Source organism: Christiangramia pacifica (assembly GCF_057221535.1).
In genome coordinates this window covers 2,327,744-2,349,370 of the sequence record NZ_CM170146.1, presented here as the reverse complement: position 1 = coordinate 2,349,370, position 21,627 = coordinate 2,327,744, and the positions used below count along the sequence as shown (strand labels likewise).

The window sequence follows — 21,627 nt, the reverse complement described above, 5'->3', positions numbered from 1 at the left end:
CATGAACCAAAGATTTAAAAAAGGATTGAGTGTCTTGGCACTTATCACTGTGGTTGGATATTCCCATGCACAGGAAAAAGAAAAGAAATCTATGAATGAAAACCCTCTACTTTCTGAATGGACCGGGCCTTATGAAGGAGTACCGGCTTTCGATAAAATGCAGGTAGATTTAATTAAACCTGCCATTAGAAAAGGTATGGAGCTACATCTTGCAGATATTGATAGAATTACAGCAAATACCGAAGCTCCAACTTTTGAAAACACCATAATTCCGATGGAAAAGGCTGGTCAGAAACTTGACCGCGCATTTACCTACTACGGAATTTACAGCAGCAATGTTTCAAGTCCTGAATTTAGAGAAGTTCAAAAGGAACTGGCACCCGAAATTTCAGAATTTTCATCGAAGATCAGTCAGAATGAAGAGCTATTCAAAAGAATAAAAACTGTTTACGAGAATTCTCAAAAAGAACCGCTTGAACCCGCTAAGCAAAGAGTTGTAGATTTGATCTATGAAGATTTTGCGATGCAGGGAGCAGATCTAAATTCCGAAGATAAAAAGAGATATGCTGAGATTAATAAAGAGCTGTCAGGTCTTTATACCAATTTCTCGAACAATGTTCTCGCAGATGAGGAGAACTACGTGATTTATTTAGAGGAAAATCAATTAGGTGGTTTGCCTGAATCTTATGTGAAATCTGCGGCTCAGGCTGCTGAAGATCGTGGGGAAAAAGGAAAATATGCCGTTACCAACACCAGATCTTCTATGGATCCTTTCCTTACCTATTCCACTGAAAGAGAATTACGTGAAAAGGTTTGGAAAAATTATTATTCCAGAGGTGACAACGGAGATGAGTTTGATAACAATGAGATTGTGAAAAAGATCCTGAAATTGCGTGATGAGCGAGTGGAACTTTTAGGTTATGAGAATTATGCGCAATGGCGTTTACAAAACAGGATGGCTAAAAATCCTGCAAATGCCATGGACTTAATGATGAAGGTTTGGCCTGCGGCCCTGGCCCGTGTTGAAGAAGAAGTAAAAGACATGCAGGAGGTTGCAGATAGCGAAGGTGCAGATATAACCATCAAGCCGTGGGATTATAGGTTCTATGCTGAAAAGGTTAGAAAAGAAAAATATGACTTGGATAGCGAAGAAGTGAAGCAATACCTGGAACTTGGAAATCTTACTCAGGCCCTTTTCTTTACAGCAGGAGAGTTATTCAATTTTGAGTTTTCACCAGTGAAAGAAGGAACGGTTCCGGTTTTTCATGAAGATGTGAAGGTTTGGGAAGTTAGTGATAAAGATTCCGGAGAGATCGTGGGATTATGGTATCTCGACCCTTATGCAAGACAGGGAAAAAGATCTGGTGCTTGGGCGACAACTTATCGTAGCTACAGCGACCTATTGGGGCAGAAACCTGTATTATCTTCAAATAACTCCAATTTTATAAAACCAGCTCCGGGAGAACCTGTACTGGTTTCATGGGACGATGCAGAAACTTTTTTCCATGAATTTGGACATGCTTTGCATTTTCTATCAGCAGATATTGAATATCCAACATTAAATAGCGGAGTAAGAGATTATACAGAATTTCAGTCACAATTACTGGAGAGGTGGTTATCTACCGATAAAGTGATCAATCAATTTCTGAGACATCATGAAACCAACGAAGTTATTCCTGATGAACTCGTTCAGAAGATCAAAAAGGCATCAACTTTTAACCAGGGATTCGCTACTACAGAATTCCTCGCTTCTGCGATCATGGATATGAAATATCATACCACAGATCCTGATGAAATCGAGCCAGATACTTTTGAGAGAGAAACTCTTAAAGAATTAAATATGCCGGAAGAGATAGTAATGCGTCACAGAACTCCTCATTTTGGACACGTATTTTCAGGCGAAGGTTACGCTACGGGATATTATGGTTATTTATGGGCCGATGTTTTAACTTCTGATGCTGCTGAAGCCTTTGCTGAAGCTCCTGGAGGTTTTTATGATAAGGAGGTTGCAAATAAGCTGGTGAATTATCTATTTGCTCCTAGAAACGCCATGGATCCTGCTGAAGCCTATAAAAAATTCAGAGGTAGAGATGCTGAAATTGACGCTTTAATGCGAGACAGAGGTTTTCCGGTTCCGGAAGATGATAAAGAATAGATATTTCTATATTTAAACTAAAAATGCCCTGATCTCTCAGGGCATTTTTAATTTTATTCAGCTAAATATATTTCTAGCTCATTCCTTTTTTGATACATTCAGCAATACTGATCGCTCTTTTGACTTGGTGAGAGATAGAAGTTTTTGAGTTCTCATCCAGATTATCCACTCCTCCATCGGAACTGAATCCATAAGGATTTCCGCCGGTTTTAAATAGGTCTTCCGAAGTATATCCAGGTGCCGCTACAATAGCTCCCCAATGATACATACTCTTGTAAAGAGAAAGCAAAGTTCCCTCCTGCCCGCCATGTGGATTTTGAGCACTTGTCATTCCTGAAACTACTTTGTTAACCAGTTTTCCCTGACTCCATAATCCTCCGGTAGTATCGAAAAAAGCCTGCACCTGAGAAGGGATGTTTCCATATCTCGTAGGAATGCTGAAAATTATTGCATCAGCCCATTCCAGGTCATCTAATTCTGCAACTTCAATATCCTTCGTTGCTTCATGATGTTCTTTCCAGGCATCATTCGATTCAATTGCTGCCTGAGGCGCAATTTCTTTTATTCTTCTGAATCTAACATCGTGAGATCCTTGAGATTCGGCAGCTTCCGCAGCCCATTTCGCCATTTTGTGGTTGGTACCAGTGGCACTGTAATAAATGATTGCAATATTCATAATTATAAGTTTTATTTAATCTTCACTGTAACTTAATGAGATTACACGGAAACAACCTTTAAATTTATTATAAACTTTGAGGCAAATATTTATATTCACCCCATGGAGAAAGAAATTCACAGGCATTTTAAGATTTATAAACCTTATGGCTACCTCAGCCAGTTTAAAACGAATCAAAAATCTGCGGGCAAGTTCAAACTACTTGGGGAACTTTATGATTTTCCTGAAGGTATCATGGCCATAGGACGTTTGGACAAAGATTCTGAAGGTTTGCTACTCTTGACTTCAAATGGTAAACTAAGCACTAAAATAACCGCAGGAAATAGCGAAAAAGAATATTATGTACAGGTAGACGGAGATATCTCTGATGAAGCTATTGAAAAATTAAAGAAAGGCGTGGAAATAAGCATTTATGGAAAGTCTTATTTCACAAAAGAATGTACGGTGGAAAGACTGTTGGATAGACCAAATTTCCCTGAAAGGGCAAAAAAAATTAGAGATGAACGCCATGGCCCAACAAGTTGGATAAGCATTACACTTACTGAAGGTAAATTTCGCCAGGTCAAAAAAATGACGGCAGCAGTGGGATTTCCCACATTAAGGCTGGTTAGAGTTAGAATCGGAAATGAAAAACTTGATCATATGGATGCTGGCGAAGTAAGAGAATTAACCAGGGTTAAGCTCTAATATCCAACCGCCCGCCCGTCATAACTTCGGCTGTCTGCAGCACCTTCAAGTTCTCCTGATTCGGGATTGACGTAGATTCCCATCGCTCTTCCCTGGGTTTCCCGTGTATCGATCTTGTGCCCCATTTCAGAATACAACTGGAAAGTATCCGGTGAGAATCCCCAGTCTTCAAAATAGGATACGTCTGGAAGCCACTGATGATGAAATCTTGCTGATTCTATTGCCTTGGCGATATCAAGATCATAATCCACCATGTTTATAATTACCTGAAGAACTGTGTTTATGATCGTTCTTCCTCCAGGTGAACCAATAACAATTACGGGTTTTCCGTTTTTCGCAATAATCGTTGGACTCATACTGGATAACATCCTTTTTTCAGGCTCGATCTGGTTGGGTTTGGTTCCGATTCTTCCTTTAGAATCGGTGTATCCCGGAATAGCATTAAAATCTCCCATCTCATTATTCAAAAGAAAACCTGCACCTTCCACCACTATTTTTGAACCATAAGATTGCTCCAAGGTATAAGTAAGAGAGACAGCATTTCCTTCTGAATCAACCACAGACAAATGGGTTGTTTCCGGACTTTCATATGCCAGATGAGCTTTATTGAAATTAGCAGAATCACTTTTTGAAGCCATTTTTTCCTGAATGCCTTTGCGCAGTTCTTCAGCATAATCCTTGGAAGTCAGTTTTTCAATAGGAACTTGCGGATTAAAATTAAGATCACCCAAAAATTGCGCACGATCAGCATAAGCTCTTCTCATGGCTTCGGTAATATAATGCAGACTTTGCGCAGAATTATGACCTTCAGATTTCAGATCAAATCCTTCAAGAATATTCAGCATTTCTACTACGGCCACTCCTCCGGAACTTGGTGGAGCCATTCCGATAATTTCGTAACCTCGATAAGTTCCTTTAATAGGCGACATTTCTTCGGCCTTGTACGCTTTCAGATCTTTTTTAGTAATGATGCCTCCATGAGCTTTCATATAATCAGCAATTAATGCGGCCGTCTTACCCTTATAGAAGCCATCGAGACCTTTATCCCTGATTCTCTTTAAAGATTCTGCCAGATCTTTCTGTACTAGCGTGTCACCGACTTCAAATGGTTTTTCGCCCTTTTTCAGAAATATTTTGGCAGTAGATCTATATTCATCCTTATTCGCCAGAACCCAGTTTGAAAAACCTACAATATGAGGGCTCACAGTAAAGCCTTTTTCAGCGATATCTATCGCGGGCTGGACGAGTTCTGCCCAATCCAGCTTTCCATATTTTTCATGTGCTTTATATAATCCTGCCACAGTACCAGGAACGCCTACAGATAAAAGCCCCTCATGGTTAGAGTTATCTCTTACTTTTCCAGATTCGTCAAGATACATTTCACGTGTGGCTGCTAAAGGTGCCTTTTCTCTGAAATTGAAAGTAGTATTTTCACCATCATTGCTATGATAAACCAGAAATCCGCCACCGCCAATATTTCCTGCCGCAGGTAAGGTCACAGATAGAGCAAAGGCTGTAGCGATACTGGCATCTACTGCCGAACCACCTTGGGCCAGAATGTCTTTGCCAATTTCAGAAGCGAGATAGTGGCTACTTACCACCATACCATTTTTCGCTGTTACCGGGATTCTCCCCCCCTGGGCAGCAACCTGAATACTTGTAGAAAATATGATTAACAGCCCTATAAAGGCTTTTTTGAAGATTTCCATTCAATAGGATTTAGAAAAACTAAACCTACTCAAATTTGATCTTTAATACAACCGGGGAATTCAGAAATTTTAGCAGTTTGAAAGCTCGAGATTGAAGGCTTCCTGGAATAAAAGAAAGGTGGCACGCGCCTTTTTTGTGGCTTCAGAGATCTCTTCTACACTGAATTCTTTAGAGCGAAGGAATTTTAAATATGAATTCCAACCAGCCATACTGCTGCGATCTCCACTGAAGAAATGCTGATCCCCTACTGAATTTAAAGAGTCGCAATTTTTGATCTCTTTGCCAATAAGCATTCCACCCATGGCAGAACCTTCAACAACATAGGCTGCACCAATCGCCTCGGCTTCATTTATGCATTCAAATTCGAGGTTCAAATTTAGGTCAGAAACGCCAAGAGATTTAAGATCTTTTTCCAGGCGCAAAGTTTTGTCTAAAGTATAACCGGGCAGAAATCTTGCAATTTCAGATTCAGAAGATTTATAGGCGACATAGTTTTGAAAAAGCAACAGTTTATACTCTTCAAGACTTATGGAGTGATCCATTATCTTTCCGGCAATATTATCCTTTTCAATCTCTTCGTGTAAAACTTTTGTTTCCTCTCTTAAACTACTCAGTATCTCCATCATCTAAATTGAAACTTCCTATCGCCTCCTTAATTTTCAGAATATTATTTCGTTGCTCAGAATTATCCGAATTGATTTTTTCAAGATAATTATAGATCTGATTTACGGTAATTTTGTTATTCCTGATTCGCTCCCTCAATTCATCTTTGGATACCATATTAATTACTACTTTTTTAAGCAGTGGCTCTAGTTTCTCTCCAAGATTATTGATATGTTTTTTGAGAATATACCCGGAAGCTCCGTTGAGAATAGTATTCGCCGCCAGCTCTTCATCGTTGATAGTTCCCGTAATAAATATGAATTCAATAGATTCATCATATTCCTTGACCAGGTTTAAAACATCAAGCCCGGTACAATTTGGAAGGTTATAATCAGAAAGGACTACGTCTGGTGCAAAATTGACCAAGAGGTTTTTACATTCTTCCAGGTTATCAGTCACTTCGATATTTGGCTCTGAAACGATCTTCGAGATCTGTCTCTTAATTAAAAAAATATCGTTCTGATTATCCTCGATTAAAAGAATATTGAGTTTTCTATTTATCATTTGCTACACGAATATGCGCGAAAATAAGAGATTTCTGTTTATTAAACAATGCCTAAAAGTTAAACATGGAAGTAAAAGGTAGAACCCTTGCCTGGCTTACTTTCAGCCCATATTTCACCGTTATGTTTTTCTATAATTTTTTTAACGATAGCCAGTCCGATTCCGGTTCCCTGATAATCATCTCCGGAATGTCTTGAGAATAAATTGAAAATCTCCTCCTTGTATTTTGGGTCAAAACCTATTCCATTATCTTTCACAAAATAAACGGTCTTCCTGTCTTTTACAACACTTCCTATTTCAACCTTCGGATTTTCGGCTTTTTCACTATACTTCAAAGCATTGGTTATAAGGTTGGACCAAACCTGACTCAGCATTCTTTTATCTCCTACAACCTTCGGAAGGTTATCCTCTACAATTATTTCGGTATTAGGATAATTCAGTTTTACGTTGAAAGACGTGAAAATATCCTGTATCATGTATACAGTTGAATTGGTATTCTTAACCAGGTCCTGATTAGATACGCCGGCGAACGATAAAATGTTATCGATAAGGTCCTGCATCTCTTCCACAGAACTTAAAATAGTATCAATAGCCATCTGACCTTCCTTATGCAGATCTGAATAATGATCTTCTTTCAAAATATGAGCATAACCATCAATACCTCTGAGAGGTGCCTTAAGATCATGAGATAACCCCTGGCTGAACAATTCTAATTCATTATGAGCTTCAATTAATTGCTCATTCAGCTTGTCAATTTCTTTTTTCTGATTATCCAGAATTACGTAACTAACACTTTCGCTTAGTTTTCTGGCACCGCTAATTTCAAAATCTTTCCACGGATTTGCTACGCCCGTAAGTTGCTCTGTCCATTTTTCAAAAGACTTTCTTGGCGTTAAGCGTTCTTTTTCTTTGTCATAAGTGGCTTTATTTTCAGGATTTCCACCCCAATCCACACTTTGTATCACCTCTGGTCTAAACCAGATCAAAAAGTCTCTATCGCTCTGGCCTAACCTTAAACTTAGCACTCCTGAACCTGTTTCTTTAAAATTTTTAGCTTCAGGGTAAAATTTCAAAAGGTTCTTAGTAAAGAATAAGCTATCGCTCTTTTTAGCCAAAAAGCTTACTGATAGTTTTTTTATCTCCTTTTTCGTTGGAGTTATACCAACAGTTTTTACTTTTCCTTTTAGAATGATCGCAGCTCCTCCGCATTCAAATAGATCTGTGACCTTGGTCTGCATCGAACTAAGCCCCTTTTTGATACTGTTTTTAAAATGTATCTGCTCCGTTAGCTTGGTTCTTAATTCATCAACCTTTTCGATATTCGTAAGAAATCTATTAGAATTCTTTAAAGACAATTCATTCGAAAAGATCTGTATTAGAAACTCACACGTTTGGCGTCTGTAGTAGTTGATAAACTTTGGTTCGTAATGATGGCAGGCAATCAATCCCCATAATTTTCCATTACTAATTAAAGCTGCAGTCAAAGATGCTCCAACATTCATATTTTGAAGGTATTCTATATGAATTGGAGAAACTCCTCGCAATTTTGAATGAGTAAGATCAAGTGGCTCATTATTTAACGGAGAAATTTGTGGAATAATCTTAACAGGCTTATAATTTACGTTAGAAATAGTACGCACCCTGTTCTTCAAAAATAACTGCCGCGCCTGTTTAGGAATATCACTTGCCGGATACTGCAGTCCCAACCAGCTTTCCATGCCTTCATTTTTCTCTTCAGCGATCACTTTACCATTCCACTCTTCATCGAATTTATAGATCATCACCCGATCATATTCAAAAATCGACTTGGTAATCCTGGCGGCATCTTCGCATAATTCTTCCGCGTTTTCTGAAGCACTTAGCGTATTTAATAAACTGGTAAGTTTTTTTTGAAAATCGAAATTTTCACCTTTTACATCTATAGGTTCAATGTCCAGTACGAGATTCTTGCCTGAAAGGTGCGGAATTACAACAAATTGTCTTTCGTTGATTTTAATTTCTTCAACCTGGAAAACTTCATCATCAGAAATAGTTTGTAAAATAGCATCAGCTAGTTTTGCTCCTAAAAGATAGTCCAGATCCTTGCCTAATAAATCATCGGCTGTAATACCGAAAAAATCTTTGCAATTCTCTCCAACCTGTCCAATTCTCCCGGTTTCTTTATCACAAGCAACCAGCACACCGTGGTCCTGGGTTACACCGATAATATGAATTGGTTCTTTTTCACAACTTGAAAGATCTACTTTTTCGGGATACCGATTATTATCAGTCATTCTTATCTTAAGCTTTTAATTTGAAATAGAAGGTACTTCCAACACCTTCCTGCGAGTCCACCCAGATAGTTCCTTCATGTAGCATCACGATTTTCTCTACATGGGCGAGACCAACTCCCGTTCCCTCCATATCGTCATTTCCTGGAACCCTGTTGAAAATGGTAAAAATATTCCGCTGGTCTTCCTTTGAAATTCCCACACCATTATCTACAATTGAAAATACCCAGTATTTGTCTTCCTTATAGGCTGAAATCCTAATCTCCGGATCTCTGGATTTCGGTACATATTTTATTGCGTTGCTTATAAGATTTTGGAATAACAATCTTAATTCAACTTCGTAACCTTTTATCTCAGGTAAGGCACCGGTATGAATTTTGGCATTCGAATCTTTGATACTTTTCCCAAGATCATATTTTACAACCTCAACTATTTCTTTAGTATCAACCAAAGTTTTCTTACCATTCTTACCAATTCTGGAATGCTCTAACAACGCCCTGATCTGTGCCGAAAGCCTATCTGAAGCATTCTTAATGTATTTGATATAGTTCTCTCCTTTTTCATCAAGCTGACTCGCGTACATTTTACCCAGAACATCACTACCAAATTTGATGGTGGCCAGGGGTTCCTGAAGATCGTGTGAGCAAATAGAAACAAATTGTTCAAGATCCCTGTTAGCTCGCTCCAGATCATTCTTCTGCTCTCTCAACTGTTCCTGTGCTTTATGCAATGCTGAAATATCTACGCAGGTATATCTTATGGTTTTAAGATTGTCATATTCATCCTTTTCAGCCGTGGCATTCAGAATAACGGGAAGAATTCTACCCTTTTTAGTGACCATGTTCTGTTCAATATTGATAAGCTCACCAGATTTCTTGATACTGGATTTCAGTTTCATAGAATTTACCTGGGAGTTTTTATCAAAAAGATCTATGATCGATTTTCCTACGAGATCGTCCTTGGAATCATATCCAAGTTTCTGCACAGCTTTTTTATTACACTGAACGATTTCTGATGTTTTTGGATCAACACTTAAATGTAGTACGGGATCGTCCTCGTAGAAAGACTTGAAACGCTTTTCACTGGCGATCAATTTCTCTTTAGACTTCTGAATTAATTCAATATCGATAAATGATATTACCACACCATTAATTTCCCTGTTGCTCTCCATATAAGGAGATATCCTTTGCAGGTAATTTTTACCTTCACGGGAAACGATATGTTTTTCTAGAGTTTTACCAGTATTCAATACCTTCTGACATCTATCCAGAAAACTCTGTCTCCTGGTAAGTCCAAAACTATTGGTGAAATTATCAATTGGTCTTCCCACATCCCCGTTAATCAGGCTAAAGTGCTCCTTGATCGCCGGAGTAAATTTCCTGATCTTTAGGTCTGAATCCAGGAAGATTACCCCAATATCCGTACTTTTAAGTAGGTTATTCATATCGGCATTTAACGCAGCCAGATCATCCATTTTTTGAATGTTCTCCGCATTCACCGTATTTATTTCTTCATTTACACTTTGAAGCTCCTCGTTGGTGCTTTGAAGTTCTTCGTTAGAGGCGAGTAATTCTTCATTGGCTGCCTGTAACTCTTCGTTACTAGTCTCAATTTCTTCCATGGAAGTTTGAAGATCTTCCTTGGCTTGTTTTAATTCATTTTCCAGACTGGCAACATATTCCTTAGTCTGTGATGACGGACTTATCTTCGCTACTTCATCAACCTCGTCAAAATCAATCTCTTTTTCGATAAAACTAATCACATAATTAGTTTCACCATCCAAACTATGATCTTTAAGAGGTTTCACGATAATATCAGCACCAATTTTACCGTCTTTTTGTTTAACGATCACATCACGATAAACAACCTTCTTTTCCTCTTTATAGGCTTTATTAAAGGTTGACTGAACAACATATTTTAGTTCAGAATCCAGCATATCCAGCAGATTAATTGAAAATCCGCTAACTGGTAGATTAGCATATTTTCTAAATTCTCCAACTGCCTGCAGAATATTGTATTCAGAATCTACGAAAACTGAAGCACCGCCAAATTGTTCCAGAATTGCTTCGTTCAATTCTCCCTGTAATTTCTGACGAATAGGGTTTGAATTTGATCGGTAGATCTTTCTGTCCTTTTCAGATTTGTTTTCCAGTAAACCGGCGGTGGGACTTCCGGTAGCCGTAGCATGGCTTATTCCGTTCTTCAAACGATTGCTTGGTTTAACGTTTCTGAAGATCTTCCACCTTCTGTCAATTTCAGCAAAATTATCTTTATGAGTATGAACACTTTCGCTGGTACCAAGTACAAGGACCCCATTTTCTTTAAGGGCGTAGTGCAACATATTTAGCGCTTTCTTTTGAATACTGTTTTGAAAATAAATCAAAAGATTACGACATACCACCATATCCATATTACTGAAAGGTGGATTTTTAATGATATTATGTTTTGAGAAAATTACAGATCTTCTAAGTTTATCAGAAACCTGATATCCATTGGTTTTGCTTAGGAAGTATTTTAAAAGAAGTTCTTTAGAAACATCTGCAACAATACTTTCAGGATAAATCCCCTTTCCTCCTATATCTAAATGAGGTTGAGAAATATCTGTGGCAAAGATCTTAATTTCAAGATTTTTCCCTTGGTTATCCATCTCCTCATGCAGGCACATCGCAAAAGAATAGGCTTCTTCCCCAGTGCTACATGCTACATCCCAAACCTTAAGAATATCTCCATCTTCTTTATCTGCGATCATTTTTGGAAAAACATCCCTCTTAAGAACTTCCCATACCTTTTCATCCCGAAAGAATTTGGTGACTCCAATTAGGAATTCGCGATATAAAATTTCGACTTCTTCTTTATTTTTCTGAAGATACTCATAGTATTCTTTAAGATCTTGACACTTACATATGTTTACCCTTCGGGCAACCCTTCTAGCCAGCGTAGCATATTTATATTCTCTAAAATCAAGGCCTGATTTTTCGTCGATATAGTTAAGAATTCTGTTCAGTTCCTTTTCATCATACTGAACATCGCCTCCTTTGAAATGAAAAATTGGAGGGGTGGAGATAAAGTTCCTAAGCTCAGACCCCATTTCATCAACAGAAAGCACGTAGTCTACAAGACCAGTATTGATAGCGCTTTTCGGCATTCCATCAAATTTAGCTTCTTTAGGATCCTGAACCATAACCATCCCATCATTCTCCTTGATGGCCCTGGCACCTCTGGTTCCATCGCTACCAGTGCCACTCAATACTACTCCAATTGCCTGTTCTTTGCGTTGTTTCGCCATAGATTCAAAAAACATATCTATAGGCAGATTTAGAGTTTGATTCTTTGGCTTATCGGTAAGCCTCAGAATTTCGTCTTCCAAAATAAGGTTATTTGCTGGAGGGATTAGATAAACGTGACCCGGCTTTACCTGCATTTGGTCTGTAATCTGGACGATAGGTAAATTCGTGTTCTTCTTAAGAAGCTCTCCCATCATACTTTTGTAATCTGGAGATAAATGTTGAATAACAACATAGGCATTTTTATCACCTGCTGGAATATTTCGAAAAAAGGCTTTCAAAGCTTCCAGACCACCAGCACTAGCTCCTACTGCAATTATCCTAGGTTGATCAACATTATTTTCACTCACAGTTTCTACTGTAGAACTCTCTTTGGTACTTTTCATTAATCTGAGTAGTAGGTTTTTACTATAACAATCATACAGATTATTAGAATTTCGTAATAATATAAATTTTTCCGCTCAATTTATACTACAATACAAACATTTATTGCGGCAAATGCTTAGTATTCATTACTAATTCCAGCTATATGCTTCTTCCCTACGAAAAAGTCATGCCAAAAAATTTCAAACAGGTTTACCGAAATACTATTACTGCTAGAGAAACCTGACATAATTGCATAAAATTGTCAATTCTGCAAAGATTTAGATTCTTTAAGAATTCATAATTAGAAATAACATTTTTTTAAGAAATAGAAACTTGACTCCGTTCAAGTTATTTTTCGTGATTACATTTTCCTGAATACAGTGGAATATTTACCCACAAATTGTCAGAAAATGAACAATTTACATAAGCCTTTGACACTGAAAAGGTCGTTCATTTTAGAAATTCTCAGCGGATTTTAAGTTTTATTTAATGCAGGTTTTCATAAAATCAGGGTAAATTATCCTCTCAAAATAATTACTAACCCACAATATTGGCATTATCGCACGGTCTTTGTCCAATTAAGACCGAGATTGATTGGCAGAAAGTCAATATTAATTGAACCAAAAAAGTAAAAATGAAGACATTAGTAATTGGAGCAGGAAACATGGGATTAACATATGCCGAAGGAATGGCGCAATCTGCAATGCTTAATCGAAGAAACCTTATGGTATTCGATAAGTCTGCAGATGTGATAGCGAGATTGCGAGATCTTGACCATTTTGATGTATACGAGTCTCTTGAAGAGTGCCTGCCCCAAGCAGATATGGTATTCGTTGCAGTAAAACCCTACCACTGTGATGATCTTTTTGAAGAAATGAAACCAATGGTAAATCAGGAACAAATTTTTGTTTCACTGATGGCCGGGGTTACAATTGCAAAAATTCAGGAAGGTCTTCAAGTGAAAAAAGTTGTTCGTTCCATGCCTAACTTACCTGCACAGGTAGGAAAAGGTGTGACTTCTTATACAGAATCTCCTGAAGTTTCCAGAGTTGAACTATTAATGGTAAGAAATTTACTGGACACTACTGGAGAATCTATCCACGTAGAAAATGAGAATTTTATTGATGCCTCAACAGGAATTTCAGGTAGTGGACCTGCATACGTATTCTATTTTATGAATTCTATGCTTGAAGCAGCTAGAAAAATGGGCTTCTCTAAAAATGATTCTAAAGTACTCGTTAGTCAAACTTTTGAGGGAGCGGTTGAACTTTTCAATCAGAACGATCTTTCTCCAGATACCTGGATGGATCGTGTAGCTTCAAAAGGTGGAACTACCAGAGCAGCATTAGATTCTATGGATGACAACAATGTTAAAGAGTTGATTAAAGAAGCAGCATATGCAGCTTTTGATCGTGCTGTAGAATTAGGAGAAGATAAATAAGACAACTTAAAAATTAGATAACGAAAGACGTTAAAAATGGATAAGAAAAGAAGAATTGTTGTAAAAGTTGGTACTAATGTAATGACCAATAAAGACAATAGAATTTTAGGTCCAGTACTTAAGAGTTTGGTGAGACAGATCGCTACTTTATATGAAGAAGATATTATGGTAGTTCTGGTTTCTTCAGGTTCTGCAATCGCCGGGAAAGAGATTCTCGGAGAGATCAATATTAAAGATGAAAGTAAGCGTAGACAGGTATTTTCATCTGTAGGACAACCACGTATGATGCGCCATTATTATAGTATTTTTCATGATTATGGAATGCGTTGCGCACAGGTTCTTGCTACCAAAAGAGATTTTAGTCCAGGAATTCACCGGGAAAATATGATCAATTGTTATGAATCACTATTATCCGAAGGAATTATACCAATTGCGAACGAGGATGATGCGGTTTCCGTAACCATGTCTATGTTCTCTGATAATGATGAGCTGGCAAGTTTGGTAGCCGAATTGATTGGAGCTGAAAAACTAATCATATTAAGTGATACAGATGGTCTATATACCGGACATCCGGAACACGACGACTCAGAAAAACTGAACAAAGTGCAGATTGATGAGAATGTTGAAAAATATGTTCAGGAATCTGATAAAGGTGAAGGTGAAGGCCGAGGCGGTATGGAGTCTAAAATCAAGATCGCCAAAGGTACAGCAGCAAAAAACATTACTACCTATATCGCAAATGGTAAGCGTGACAATGTGATTTTGGACATTATGGCTGGTAAGCCAGTCGGTACCAAGTTTACCTCGTAAATAAAATATTTAACTAAACTAAAGAACGAAGAAAATGAAGTTGATAAAATCTGAAACTAAAAATAACGTACTCAAATCCATGATGAATATCCTGGATAAGAGACGAGCTGAAATCATTTCGGCAAATAAGAAAGATCTGGAAGCCTTCAGTAAGGATGACCAGGCGATGTATGATCGTTTGATCGTTGATGAAAAGAAGGTCGATGGAATGATACAATCGGTTAAGGAAGTAATGGAACAGGAAGATCCTGTAGGGCAGGTGATCGAGCATCGTAAACTGGATACCGGTCTGGATATTACTAATAAAACAGCACCATTCGGAAATATTATGATCATCTATGAATCCAGGCCAGATGTAACCATCGAGGCTGCGGTTCTTGCTTTCAAGGCAAATAATAAGATCTATTTAAAAGGTGGTAAAGAAGCGATCAATAGTAATAAAATTCTTGAAGAATGCTGGCACGAGGCGCTCGAGGAGAATGGTCTTGGGAAAGAGTGGATCAAGCTCCTACACTTGAATAGAACCGAGACCCAGGATTTCCTGAAAAATCCACCGGAACAATTAGACCTTATCGTACCAAGAGGTGGTGAGAGATTGATCGCATTCGTTAAAGAACACGCTACTGGAGCAGTATTAGTAAGTGGTAGAGGAAATAACTTTCTATATGTTTCAAAAAATGCTGATTTTGAAGTAGCTAAAAAAGTGATGCTGAATGCCAAGATAGATAAGATCTCAGGTTGTAATGCCCTGGATAAGGTTCTTGTAGATAAGAATATTGAAGGTTACGAAACTAAACTGAAAGAACTTCAGGAATTGTTCAGAGATAACAAAGTAAATATTCTAGTAGATGAGGAAGTCTCTAAAGTACTTACCGATGAAGAAAAAGTGCCATCCGAAGATACCTGGTATGAAGAATTTTTAGCCATGAAAATTGTGATTGGAGCTATTGATGATTTAGAAAGCGCGATCGAAAAGATCAACCAGTACTCAGGTGGTCATTCTGCATCAATTATTACGAAAGATAAAGATGAAGCGATCACTTTTATGGAACAGGTAGATTCTGCTGCGGTATATCACAATGCCTCAACACGTTTCACCGATGGTGGACAAATGGGAGTTGGAGCAGAATTGGCAATTTCTACAGATAAACTTCACCACAGAGGTCCCTTAGGATTGAAACAACTTGTAACTAACAAGTATTATGTTTTAGGTGAAGGGCACGTGAGAGTCTAAATCCTGAAAATTTCAGAATAAAAAAAGGCGCCAATTGGCGCCTTTTTATTTGTAACAATTTAAATTCGTGTAAGTCTAATATGATAAAGACACAACTCATGAAAAAAATAATGATGGGAGTGGCAACTGCTGCTCTACTTTTTGCCTGTAAAACACAAAAGGTAACAGAACCTCAGGTTGAACAGCCTACAATTGCTGAAATCAATCTTGTAGACGTTGAAAATGACAAGGTTTGGGTAACCGTAGATCCGGATAGATTTACTGAAGATTCCACAACATTTTTCATTCCTAAGACCGTTCCGGGAACTTACTCTACAGATAATTACGGAAAATTTTCTGAAGGTTTTAAAGCTATAGATTACAAAGGAAATGAAATGCCCTTCGTAAAAGTTGATGAGAACAGCTGGACAATTACCGATGCAAAAAACCTGGATAAAGTAATGTATATGGTTAATGATTCTTTCGATTGGGAAGAAGAAGGCGGCGTTTATTCCATGGCCGGTACCAATATTGCAAAAGACAAAAATTTCCTTTTAAACCTGCATGGTTTTGTAGGATACTTTGAAAAATCAAAGGAAAAACCCTTCCGTGTGGAGATCAAAAGACCAGCTGATCTAATTGCAGGAACGGCACTAACCATTGAGAATACAACCTCTGCTGACGATTCAACCGTTAAGACAGATATTTATACTATGGATAGATATTTTGAGGTGATTGATAATCCAATTATGTATTCTGCACCAGACACCACGAGTTTTATGGTTCAGGATATGGAAGTATTGATAGATGTATACTCTCCAAATTCAAAATTTTCTGCGGAAAGTTTAAAACCGAATTTAGAGAAAATGATCCGCGCACAGAAAAAGTTCCTCGGAGATATCAATAGTACTGATAAATACGCTATTCTAGTTTACCTTTCTGCTACTCCTGGGCAGAATGATGCTGGTAATTTTGGTGCATTAGAACATCATACTTCAACAGTGGTAGTGATGCCTGAAACTATGGATGCGGAAGCCTTTGATAAAAGCATGACCGATATTGTTTCTCATGAGTTCTTCCATATAATCACTCCTCTTGGAATTCATTCTGAAGAAGTTCATTATTTCGATTATAACGATCCTGAAATGTCTCAGCATTTATGGATGTATGAAGGAGTAACGGAATATTTCGCAAATCTTTTCCAGGTGAACCAGGGGCTTATCAGCAACCAGGAATTTTATGACCGCATGGTCGATAAGATCAATATCTCCAAAAGATTTGACGACACGGTTCCTTTTACGGTAATGAGTGAAAATATACTTACTGACGAATATAAAGACAGCTATTACAACGTTTATCAGAAAGGTGCATTGATAGGTATGGCTCTGGATATCAGGTTGAGAGAACTTAGTGGCGGAAAAATGGGTATTCTGGACCTAATGAAAAAGCTAAATGCCAAATACGGAAAAGATAAACCATTCCAGGATGACCAGTTGATTTCAGATATCGTGGAATTAACTTATCCTGAAATTCAGGATTTCTTTGACACTTATATTACCGGTACCACTCCAATTCCTTATAACGAATTTTTCGCCAAGGCCGGACTGGAAGAGAAAGAAGTGATGAGCGAAGTTGGATACTTCCTGAAAGGTCAGACTCCATATATAACCGCCAATCAGGCGACTATGCAGATCATATTTAGAGATAATATTGAACTGAATACTTTTCTGAAAGATCTTGGAATTGAAGGTGGAGACACCATTAAATCTGTCAATGGCACCGAGTATACTATTCAGAATGTATATGATCTCATTACAGCCTCAAACAGCTGGAAAGAAGGAGACGACATAAAAATGACTATTATTCGTGATGGGGAAGAAATGATTTTGGAAGGTGAAATAACTAAACCGATGGATAAGGAAATGAAGATCGTTGAATCTCAAAACGCAGATGGCGATGAAATGGAAATTAGAAATGCCTGGTTAAAAGGATAATCTAGATTTCAAATAAAGAATTAAGGCGACGGGAAATTTCCCGTCGCTTTTTTTTTGGAATTATTTCTGGACAACCGCCGTATCTTATTATCTTTATTTTCCTTAAAAACCAACCAATTCATGGAAATCCCTATTCTTCAGGATATCGTAATAATTTTAGGCTTATCGATCGTGATCATACTTGTTTTCCAGAAATTAAAGCTTCCAGCAATCCTGGGCTTTCTTCTGGCAGGTATAATTGCTGGTCCGCACGCCTTTAACCTGATAAGCTCGCAGCATGAAGTAGAATTGTTATCTGAAATCGGGATCATTTTTCTACTTTTTGTTATCGGAATCGAATTATCGCTGAAAGGTCTGGCTTCCATTAAAAAAATCATTTTCCTGGGTGGTGGACTTCAGGTTGGTGGAACAATCTTAATCACCGCAGCTATATCCTACTTTATAGGTTTGCCACTAAATACTTCCATTTTCATAGGTTTTCTATTCAGTTTGAGTAGTACGGCCATCGTGCTAAAACTGCTCCAGGAACGTGGTGAAATAACCACACCACATGGAAAAATTGGATTAGGTGTCTTGATTTTCCAGGATATTATAGTGGTTCCCATGATGCTATTCACACCCTTACTGGCGGGAGAAACTCCAAATATTTTATCCACCATTATGATAATGGTTTTGAAGATCTTGCTGGTATTAGTGATCGTTTACATTCTGGCTAGATTCGTAGCTCCAAAAATCTTTGGATTGGTGGTAAAAACTAAAAATCAGGAGCTCTTTATATTAACCGTAGTTGTTTTTTGCTTCAGCGTTGCCTGGCTAACTTCCACAGTTGGATTATCCCTAGCATTGGGAGCATTTTTCGCCGGACTCATAATTTCTGAATCTGATTACAGTCACCAGGCTACGGCCAATGTTCTTCCATTCCGGGAGATCTTTATTAGTTTCTTCTTTATATCAGTAGGAACTTTATTAAACCTGGAATTCTTTTTCAATAATCTCATCTATATTTTTCTTCTTGTGGTGGGAGTGATATTGCTGAAAATGCTAGTGGTTGGAATTACGGTGTTGATTCTCAAATATCCGGTTAGAACGGTTTTCCTTGCTCTTTTTAGCTTATTCCAGGTTGGTGAATTTTCCCTGTTACTATCCAGCGTTGGAAAAGAAAGCGCCATAATTCCTGAAAATATTTATCAATATTTCCTGGCAATTTCGATTATCACCATGGGAGTTACTCCATTTTTAATCTCTGCAGCACCAAAAATCACTTACTCGATCCTAAAAGCTCCAATTCCTGCAGCCGTGAGAAAAAGACTGGAAAATATTAAAAAGAGCAGCAAAGCTGAAGAAGAGTTTTCAGAAGAAAACTTGAGCGATCATCTGGTTGTAATTGGTTACGGAATTAATGGTTCAAACATTTCCAAAGCAGCCCGAAAAGCTGAAATTCCTTATGTAATCATCGATGCAAATCCAGAATCTTTTGAAAAGGCTAAGAATAGAAAAGAACCGATCATTTTTGGAGATGCTACGAACACCACTATTTTGAAACATGCTCATGTTCAGGAAGCCAGGGTTATTGTAATTGCAATTTCAGATCCCGGGGCAACCAAAAAAATGTTGAGCAGTATCCGGCAGTTTACACAAACCGCAACTATCATCGTCCGCACCAAATATGTCAAGGAAATGGAAGACGTGATAAGGCTTGGCGCAGATGAAGTGGTACCAGAGGAATTTGAAACTTCTATTGAAATATTTACCCGGGTTCTTAAAAAATATCTTGTACCATTTGATGAGATCCAGGAATTTATAAACCAGATAAGGTCTTCAGATTACGAGATGCTTACTTCCATGAAAAAAAGTCCGCACTCCCCTGCCCTTCAGCATTTGAACATTCCAAACCGTGAGATTGTTACTTTGAAGGTGCAGAGAGACAATCACCAGATCGTGGGAAAAACTATAGAAGATTCAGGTATTGGTAAAAATTATCACGTTACGCTGCTTGCTATTCAGAGAGATCGAAAGTATCTAACCGAGATCTCGCCAGAAACGATGATCGAACAGGGTGACTTGTTGTATCTGTTCGGGCATCCAAACAATATAAACCATTTAAACAATCTCCTATCTTTTTAATGTCTCTTAATTTCATAAATTTAGAGACCTAACAACTTAGCCATTAATGAGCAATACTCCAGAGAAGATCAAGAGATATTACAAGTTCATACGCTTTATGCTAAAATACTGGAACAGCGATCTTTTTCGCCAAACCAGTGCCGTCGCCATGAATAATGAACTTTCTGAAGAGGAAGATGAACATAAATTCGATCAAACACCGGAAGAGCTGGTAGAAGACCTGAAAGCTATGGGGCCAACCTATATAAAACTAGGGCAGCTGCTTTCTACACGACCAGATCTATTACCAGATGAATATTTAAATGCCCTGGCGAATCTTCAGGATAATGTTTCACCGGTTCCTTTTGCAGAAGTAAAAGAGATTATTGAAAAAGAGCTTGGCACAAAGATCAGCAAAGCATTTAATTCCTTTGATGAAAAACCCCTGGCCAGCGCCTCTATTGGGCAGGTTCATCGTGCAGAGTTACATTCTGGAAGACCCGTAGCTGTAAAAGTCCAGAGACCCGGTATTGCCCAGCAATTTTTGGATGATCTGGACACTTTGGATGAACTTACCAGGATGGCGATAAATCATCTGGAAATGGCAAAAACCTATGCCATCGACGAGGTTTTTGCTGAGTTGAGACGTATACTAATAAATGAGTTGGATTATAAAAAAGAGGCTCAGAATCTCAAGACCTTAAAAAGGAATCTGAAGCAATACGAACATCTTATCATTCCTGAACCTATTGATGATTATAGCTCCACCCGGGTTCTAACCATGGAATTTGTGAGCGGTAAAAAGATCACCTCTCTCTCTCCGTTACGGCAGATGGAGAATGATTATTCTGAACATGTTGAGGAACTTGTGGAAGCCTATCTTCAACAGATCATTAATGATGGATTCGCTCATGCCGATCCGCATCCCGGAAATATCAAATTTACTGAAGACGACCGTATAGCGCTTATAGATCTGGGAATGGTCGCCAGGTTCACACCTCAACTTCAGGAAAACCTTATTGAACTACTATTAGCCATAAGCCAGAGTAATGGTGAAAAAACGGCTCATTCACTCTTAAAAATGAGTGAACTTACCGAGGATTCGCAGAAAAAGAAATTTGCAAAAACGGTAAGTGATGTGATCATGGAAAGTGAGAACAGCCTTGCTAAAGATCTCCAAACGGGAAGAATTTTAATCCAGTTAAATCGTTTGGCGATTGCTACCCATATCAAACTTCCCGTAGAAATTAATATTCTTGGGAAGATACTTCTAAATCTAGATCAAATTGTAGCGATGTTAGATCCCGAATTTGATCTGAGAGCTGCCATCCAGAGAAATGTTCACGAGATCATGCGTAAGAAGATGATTAGTGAATTGAAACCGGAAAATTTCTTTAGCACACTAATTGAAACTAAGCATTTCCTTGAGAAAATGCCGGAGCGTATGAACCAGATATCAGAAAATCTGGCTAATAATGAGTTTAAGATCAAGATTGACGCGATTGATGAAAAACGAGTAACTGATGGTTTTCAGAAAGTAGCGAACAGGATCACCTTAGGGCTTATTATCGCGTCCATGATTATCGGCGCATCCATGCTAATGCAAGTCCCGTCAGATTTCATGATTTTTGGCTATCCAGGCCTGGCAATGTTATTTTTTCTCCTGGCAGCAGTTGGAGCCATCGTTCTTAGCTATGTGATCATTTTCAGAGACGAAAATTTAAATAATAAGAAGTAATAGTTAACCCCAG

General features: G+C 38.1%; 14 protein-coding genes. 8 read left to right on the top strand and 6 right to left on the bottom strand.

Features of this window, described 5'->3' with window-relative positions; translation table 11 throughout:
• Nucleotide 1 precedes the first annotated feature (1 nt).
• Nucleotides 2-2,155 carry a M3 family metallopeptidase gene (locus AC2S94_RS10830; protein ID WP_484628622.1) on the top strand — a complete coding sequence of 718 codons (2,154 nt, stop codon included), beginning with the start codon at nucleotides 2-4 and terminating at the stop codon, nucleotides 2,153-2,155.
• Nucleotides 2,156-2,228: 73 nt separating this feature from the next.
• Here the strand turns inward: AC2S94_RS10830 and wrbA are convergent, their stop codons facing one another.
• Nucleotides 2,229-2,831, bottom strand: coding sequence for an NAD(P)H:quinone oxidoreductase (gene wrbA / locus AC2S94_RS10825; protein ID WP_484628621.1), 603 nt, complete (start codon nucleotides 2,829-2,831; stop codon nucleotides 2,229-2,231).
• A gap of 102 nt (nucleotides 2,832-2,933) precedes the next feature.
• Here wrbA and AC2S94_RS10820 point away from each other — a divergent pair, with 102 nt between their 5' ends.
• The gene (locus AC2S94_RS10820; protein ID WP_484628620.1) at nucleotides 2,934-3,518 is read left to right on the top strand and encodes a pseudouridine synthase; all 585 of its coding nucleotides are present in this window, start codon (nucleotides 2,934-2,936) and stop codon (nucleotides 3,516-3,518) included.
• On the opposite strand, the gene ggt is transcribed toward AC2S94_RS10820, so the two are convergent.
• From ggt to AC2S94_RS10795, 5 genes are all read right to left on the bottom strand, one after another.
• Nucleotides 3,515-5,227 carry a gamma-glutamyltransferase gene (gene ggt, locus AC2S94_RS10815; protein ID WP_484628619.1) on the bottom strand — a complete coding sequence of 571 codons (1,713 nt, stop codon included), beginning with the start codon at nucleotides 5,225-5,227 and terminating at the stop codon, nucleotides 3,515-3,517. The genes AC2S94_RS10820 and ggt overlap by 4 nt on opposite strands.
• 69 nt (nucleotides 5,228-5,296) lie before the next feature.
• Complete coding sequence (locus tag AC2S94_RS10810) at nucleotides 5,297-5,854, bottom strand: biliverdin-producing heme oxygenase (protein ID WP_484628618.1); 558 nt, start codon at nucleotides 5,852-5,854, stop codon at nucleotides 5,297-5,299.
• Nucleotides 5,835-6,395: a response regulator gene (locus AC2S94_RS10805; protein ID WP_484628617.1), complete on the bottom strand. Its 561-nt coding sequence runs from the start codon at nucleotides 6,393-6,395 to the stop codon at nucleotides 5,835-5,837. Before AC2S94_RS10805 ends, AC2S94_RS10810 begins: the two co-directional genes overlap by 20 nt.
• A gap of 59 nt (nucleotides 6,396-6,454) precedes the next feature.
• On the bottom strand, nucleotides 6,455-8,668 hold the full coding sequence (locus AC2S94_RS10800; RefSeq protein WP_484628616.1) for an ATP-binding protein: 2,214 nt from the start codon (nucleotides 8,666-8,668) through the stop codon (nucleotides 6,455-6,457).
• Between the two features lie 7 nt (nucleotides 8,669-8,675).
• A complete protein-coding gene (locus AC2S94_RS10795) occupies nucleotides 8,676-12,335 on the bottom strand; it encodes a chemotaxis protein CheB (protein WP_484628615.1) in 3,660 nt (1,219 codons plus the stop codon).
• A 614-nt stretch (nucleotides 12,336-12,949) separates the two neighbouring features.
• On the opposite strand from AC2S94_RS10795, the gene proC reads away from it, so the two are divergent.
• The 6 genes from proC to AC2S94_RS10765 all read left to right on the top strand — a co-directional run bounded on the left by proC (nucleotide 12,950) and on the right by AC2S94_RS10765 (nucleotide 21,614).
• Nucleotides 12,950-13,756 carry a pyrroline-5-carboxylate reductase gene (gene proC, locus AC2S94_RS10790; RefSeq protein WP_484628614.1) on the top strand — a complete coding sequence of 269 codons (807 nt, stop codon included), beginning with the start codon at nucleotides 12,950-12,952 and terminating at the stop codon, nucleotides 13,754-13,756.
• A gap of 36 nt (nucleotides 13,757-13,792) precedes the next feature.
• Entirely contained in the window at nucleotides 13,793-14,566 is a 774-nt protein-coding gene (proB, locus tag AC2S94_RS10785; RefSeq protein WP_484628613.1) for a glutamate 5-kinase, read from the top strand.
• A 34-nt stretch (nucleotides 14,567-14,600) separates the two neighbouring features.
• Nucleotides 14,601-15,800, top strand: a complete 1,200-nt coding sequence (locus AC2S94_RS10780) for a glutamate-5-semialdehyde dehydrogenase (RefSeq protein WP_484628612.1) — start codon at nucleotides 14,601-14,603, stop codon at nucleotides 15,798-15,800.
• Nucleotides 15,801-15,898: 98 nt separating this feature from the next.
• The gene (locus AC2S94_RS10775) at nucleotides 15,899-17,773 is read left to right on the top strand and encodes a M61 family metallopeptidase (protein WP_484628611.1); all 1,875 of its coding nucleotides are present in this window, start codon (nucleotides 15,899-15,901) and stop codon (nucleotides 17,771-17,773) included.
• 120 nt (nucleotides 17,774-17,893) lie between these two features.
• A complete protein-coding gene (locus tag AC2S94_RS10770; RefSeq protein WP_484628610.1) occupies nucleotides 17,894-19,897 on the top strand; it encodes a monovalent cation:proton antiporter family protein in 2,004 nt (667 codons plus the stop codon).
• Between the two features lie 46 nt (nucleotides 19,898-19,943).
• A complete protein-coding gene (locus AC2S94_RS10765; RefSeq protein ID WP_484628609.1) occupies nucleotides 19,944-21,614 on the top strand; it encodes an ABC1 kinase family protein in 1,671 nt (556 codons plus the stop codon).
• Nucleotides 21,615-21,627 lie beyond the last annotated feature (13 nt).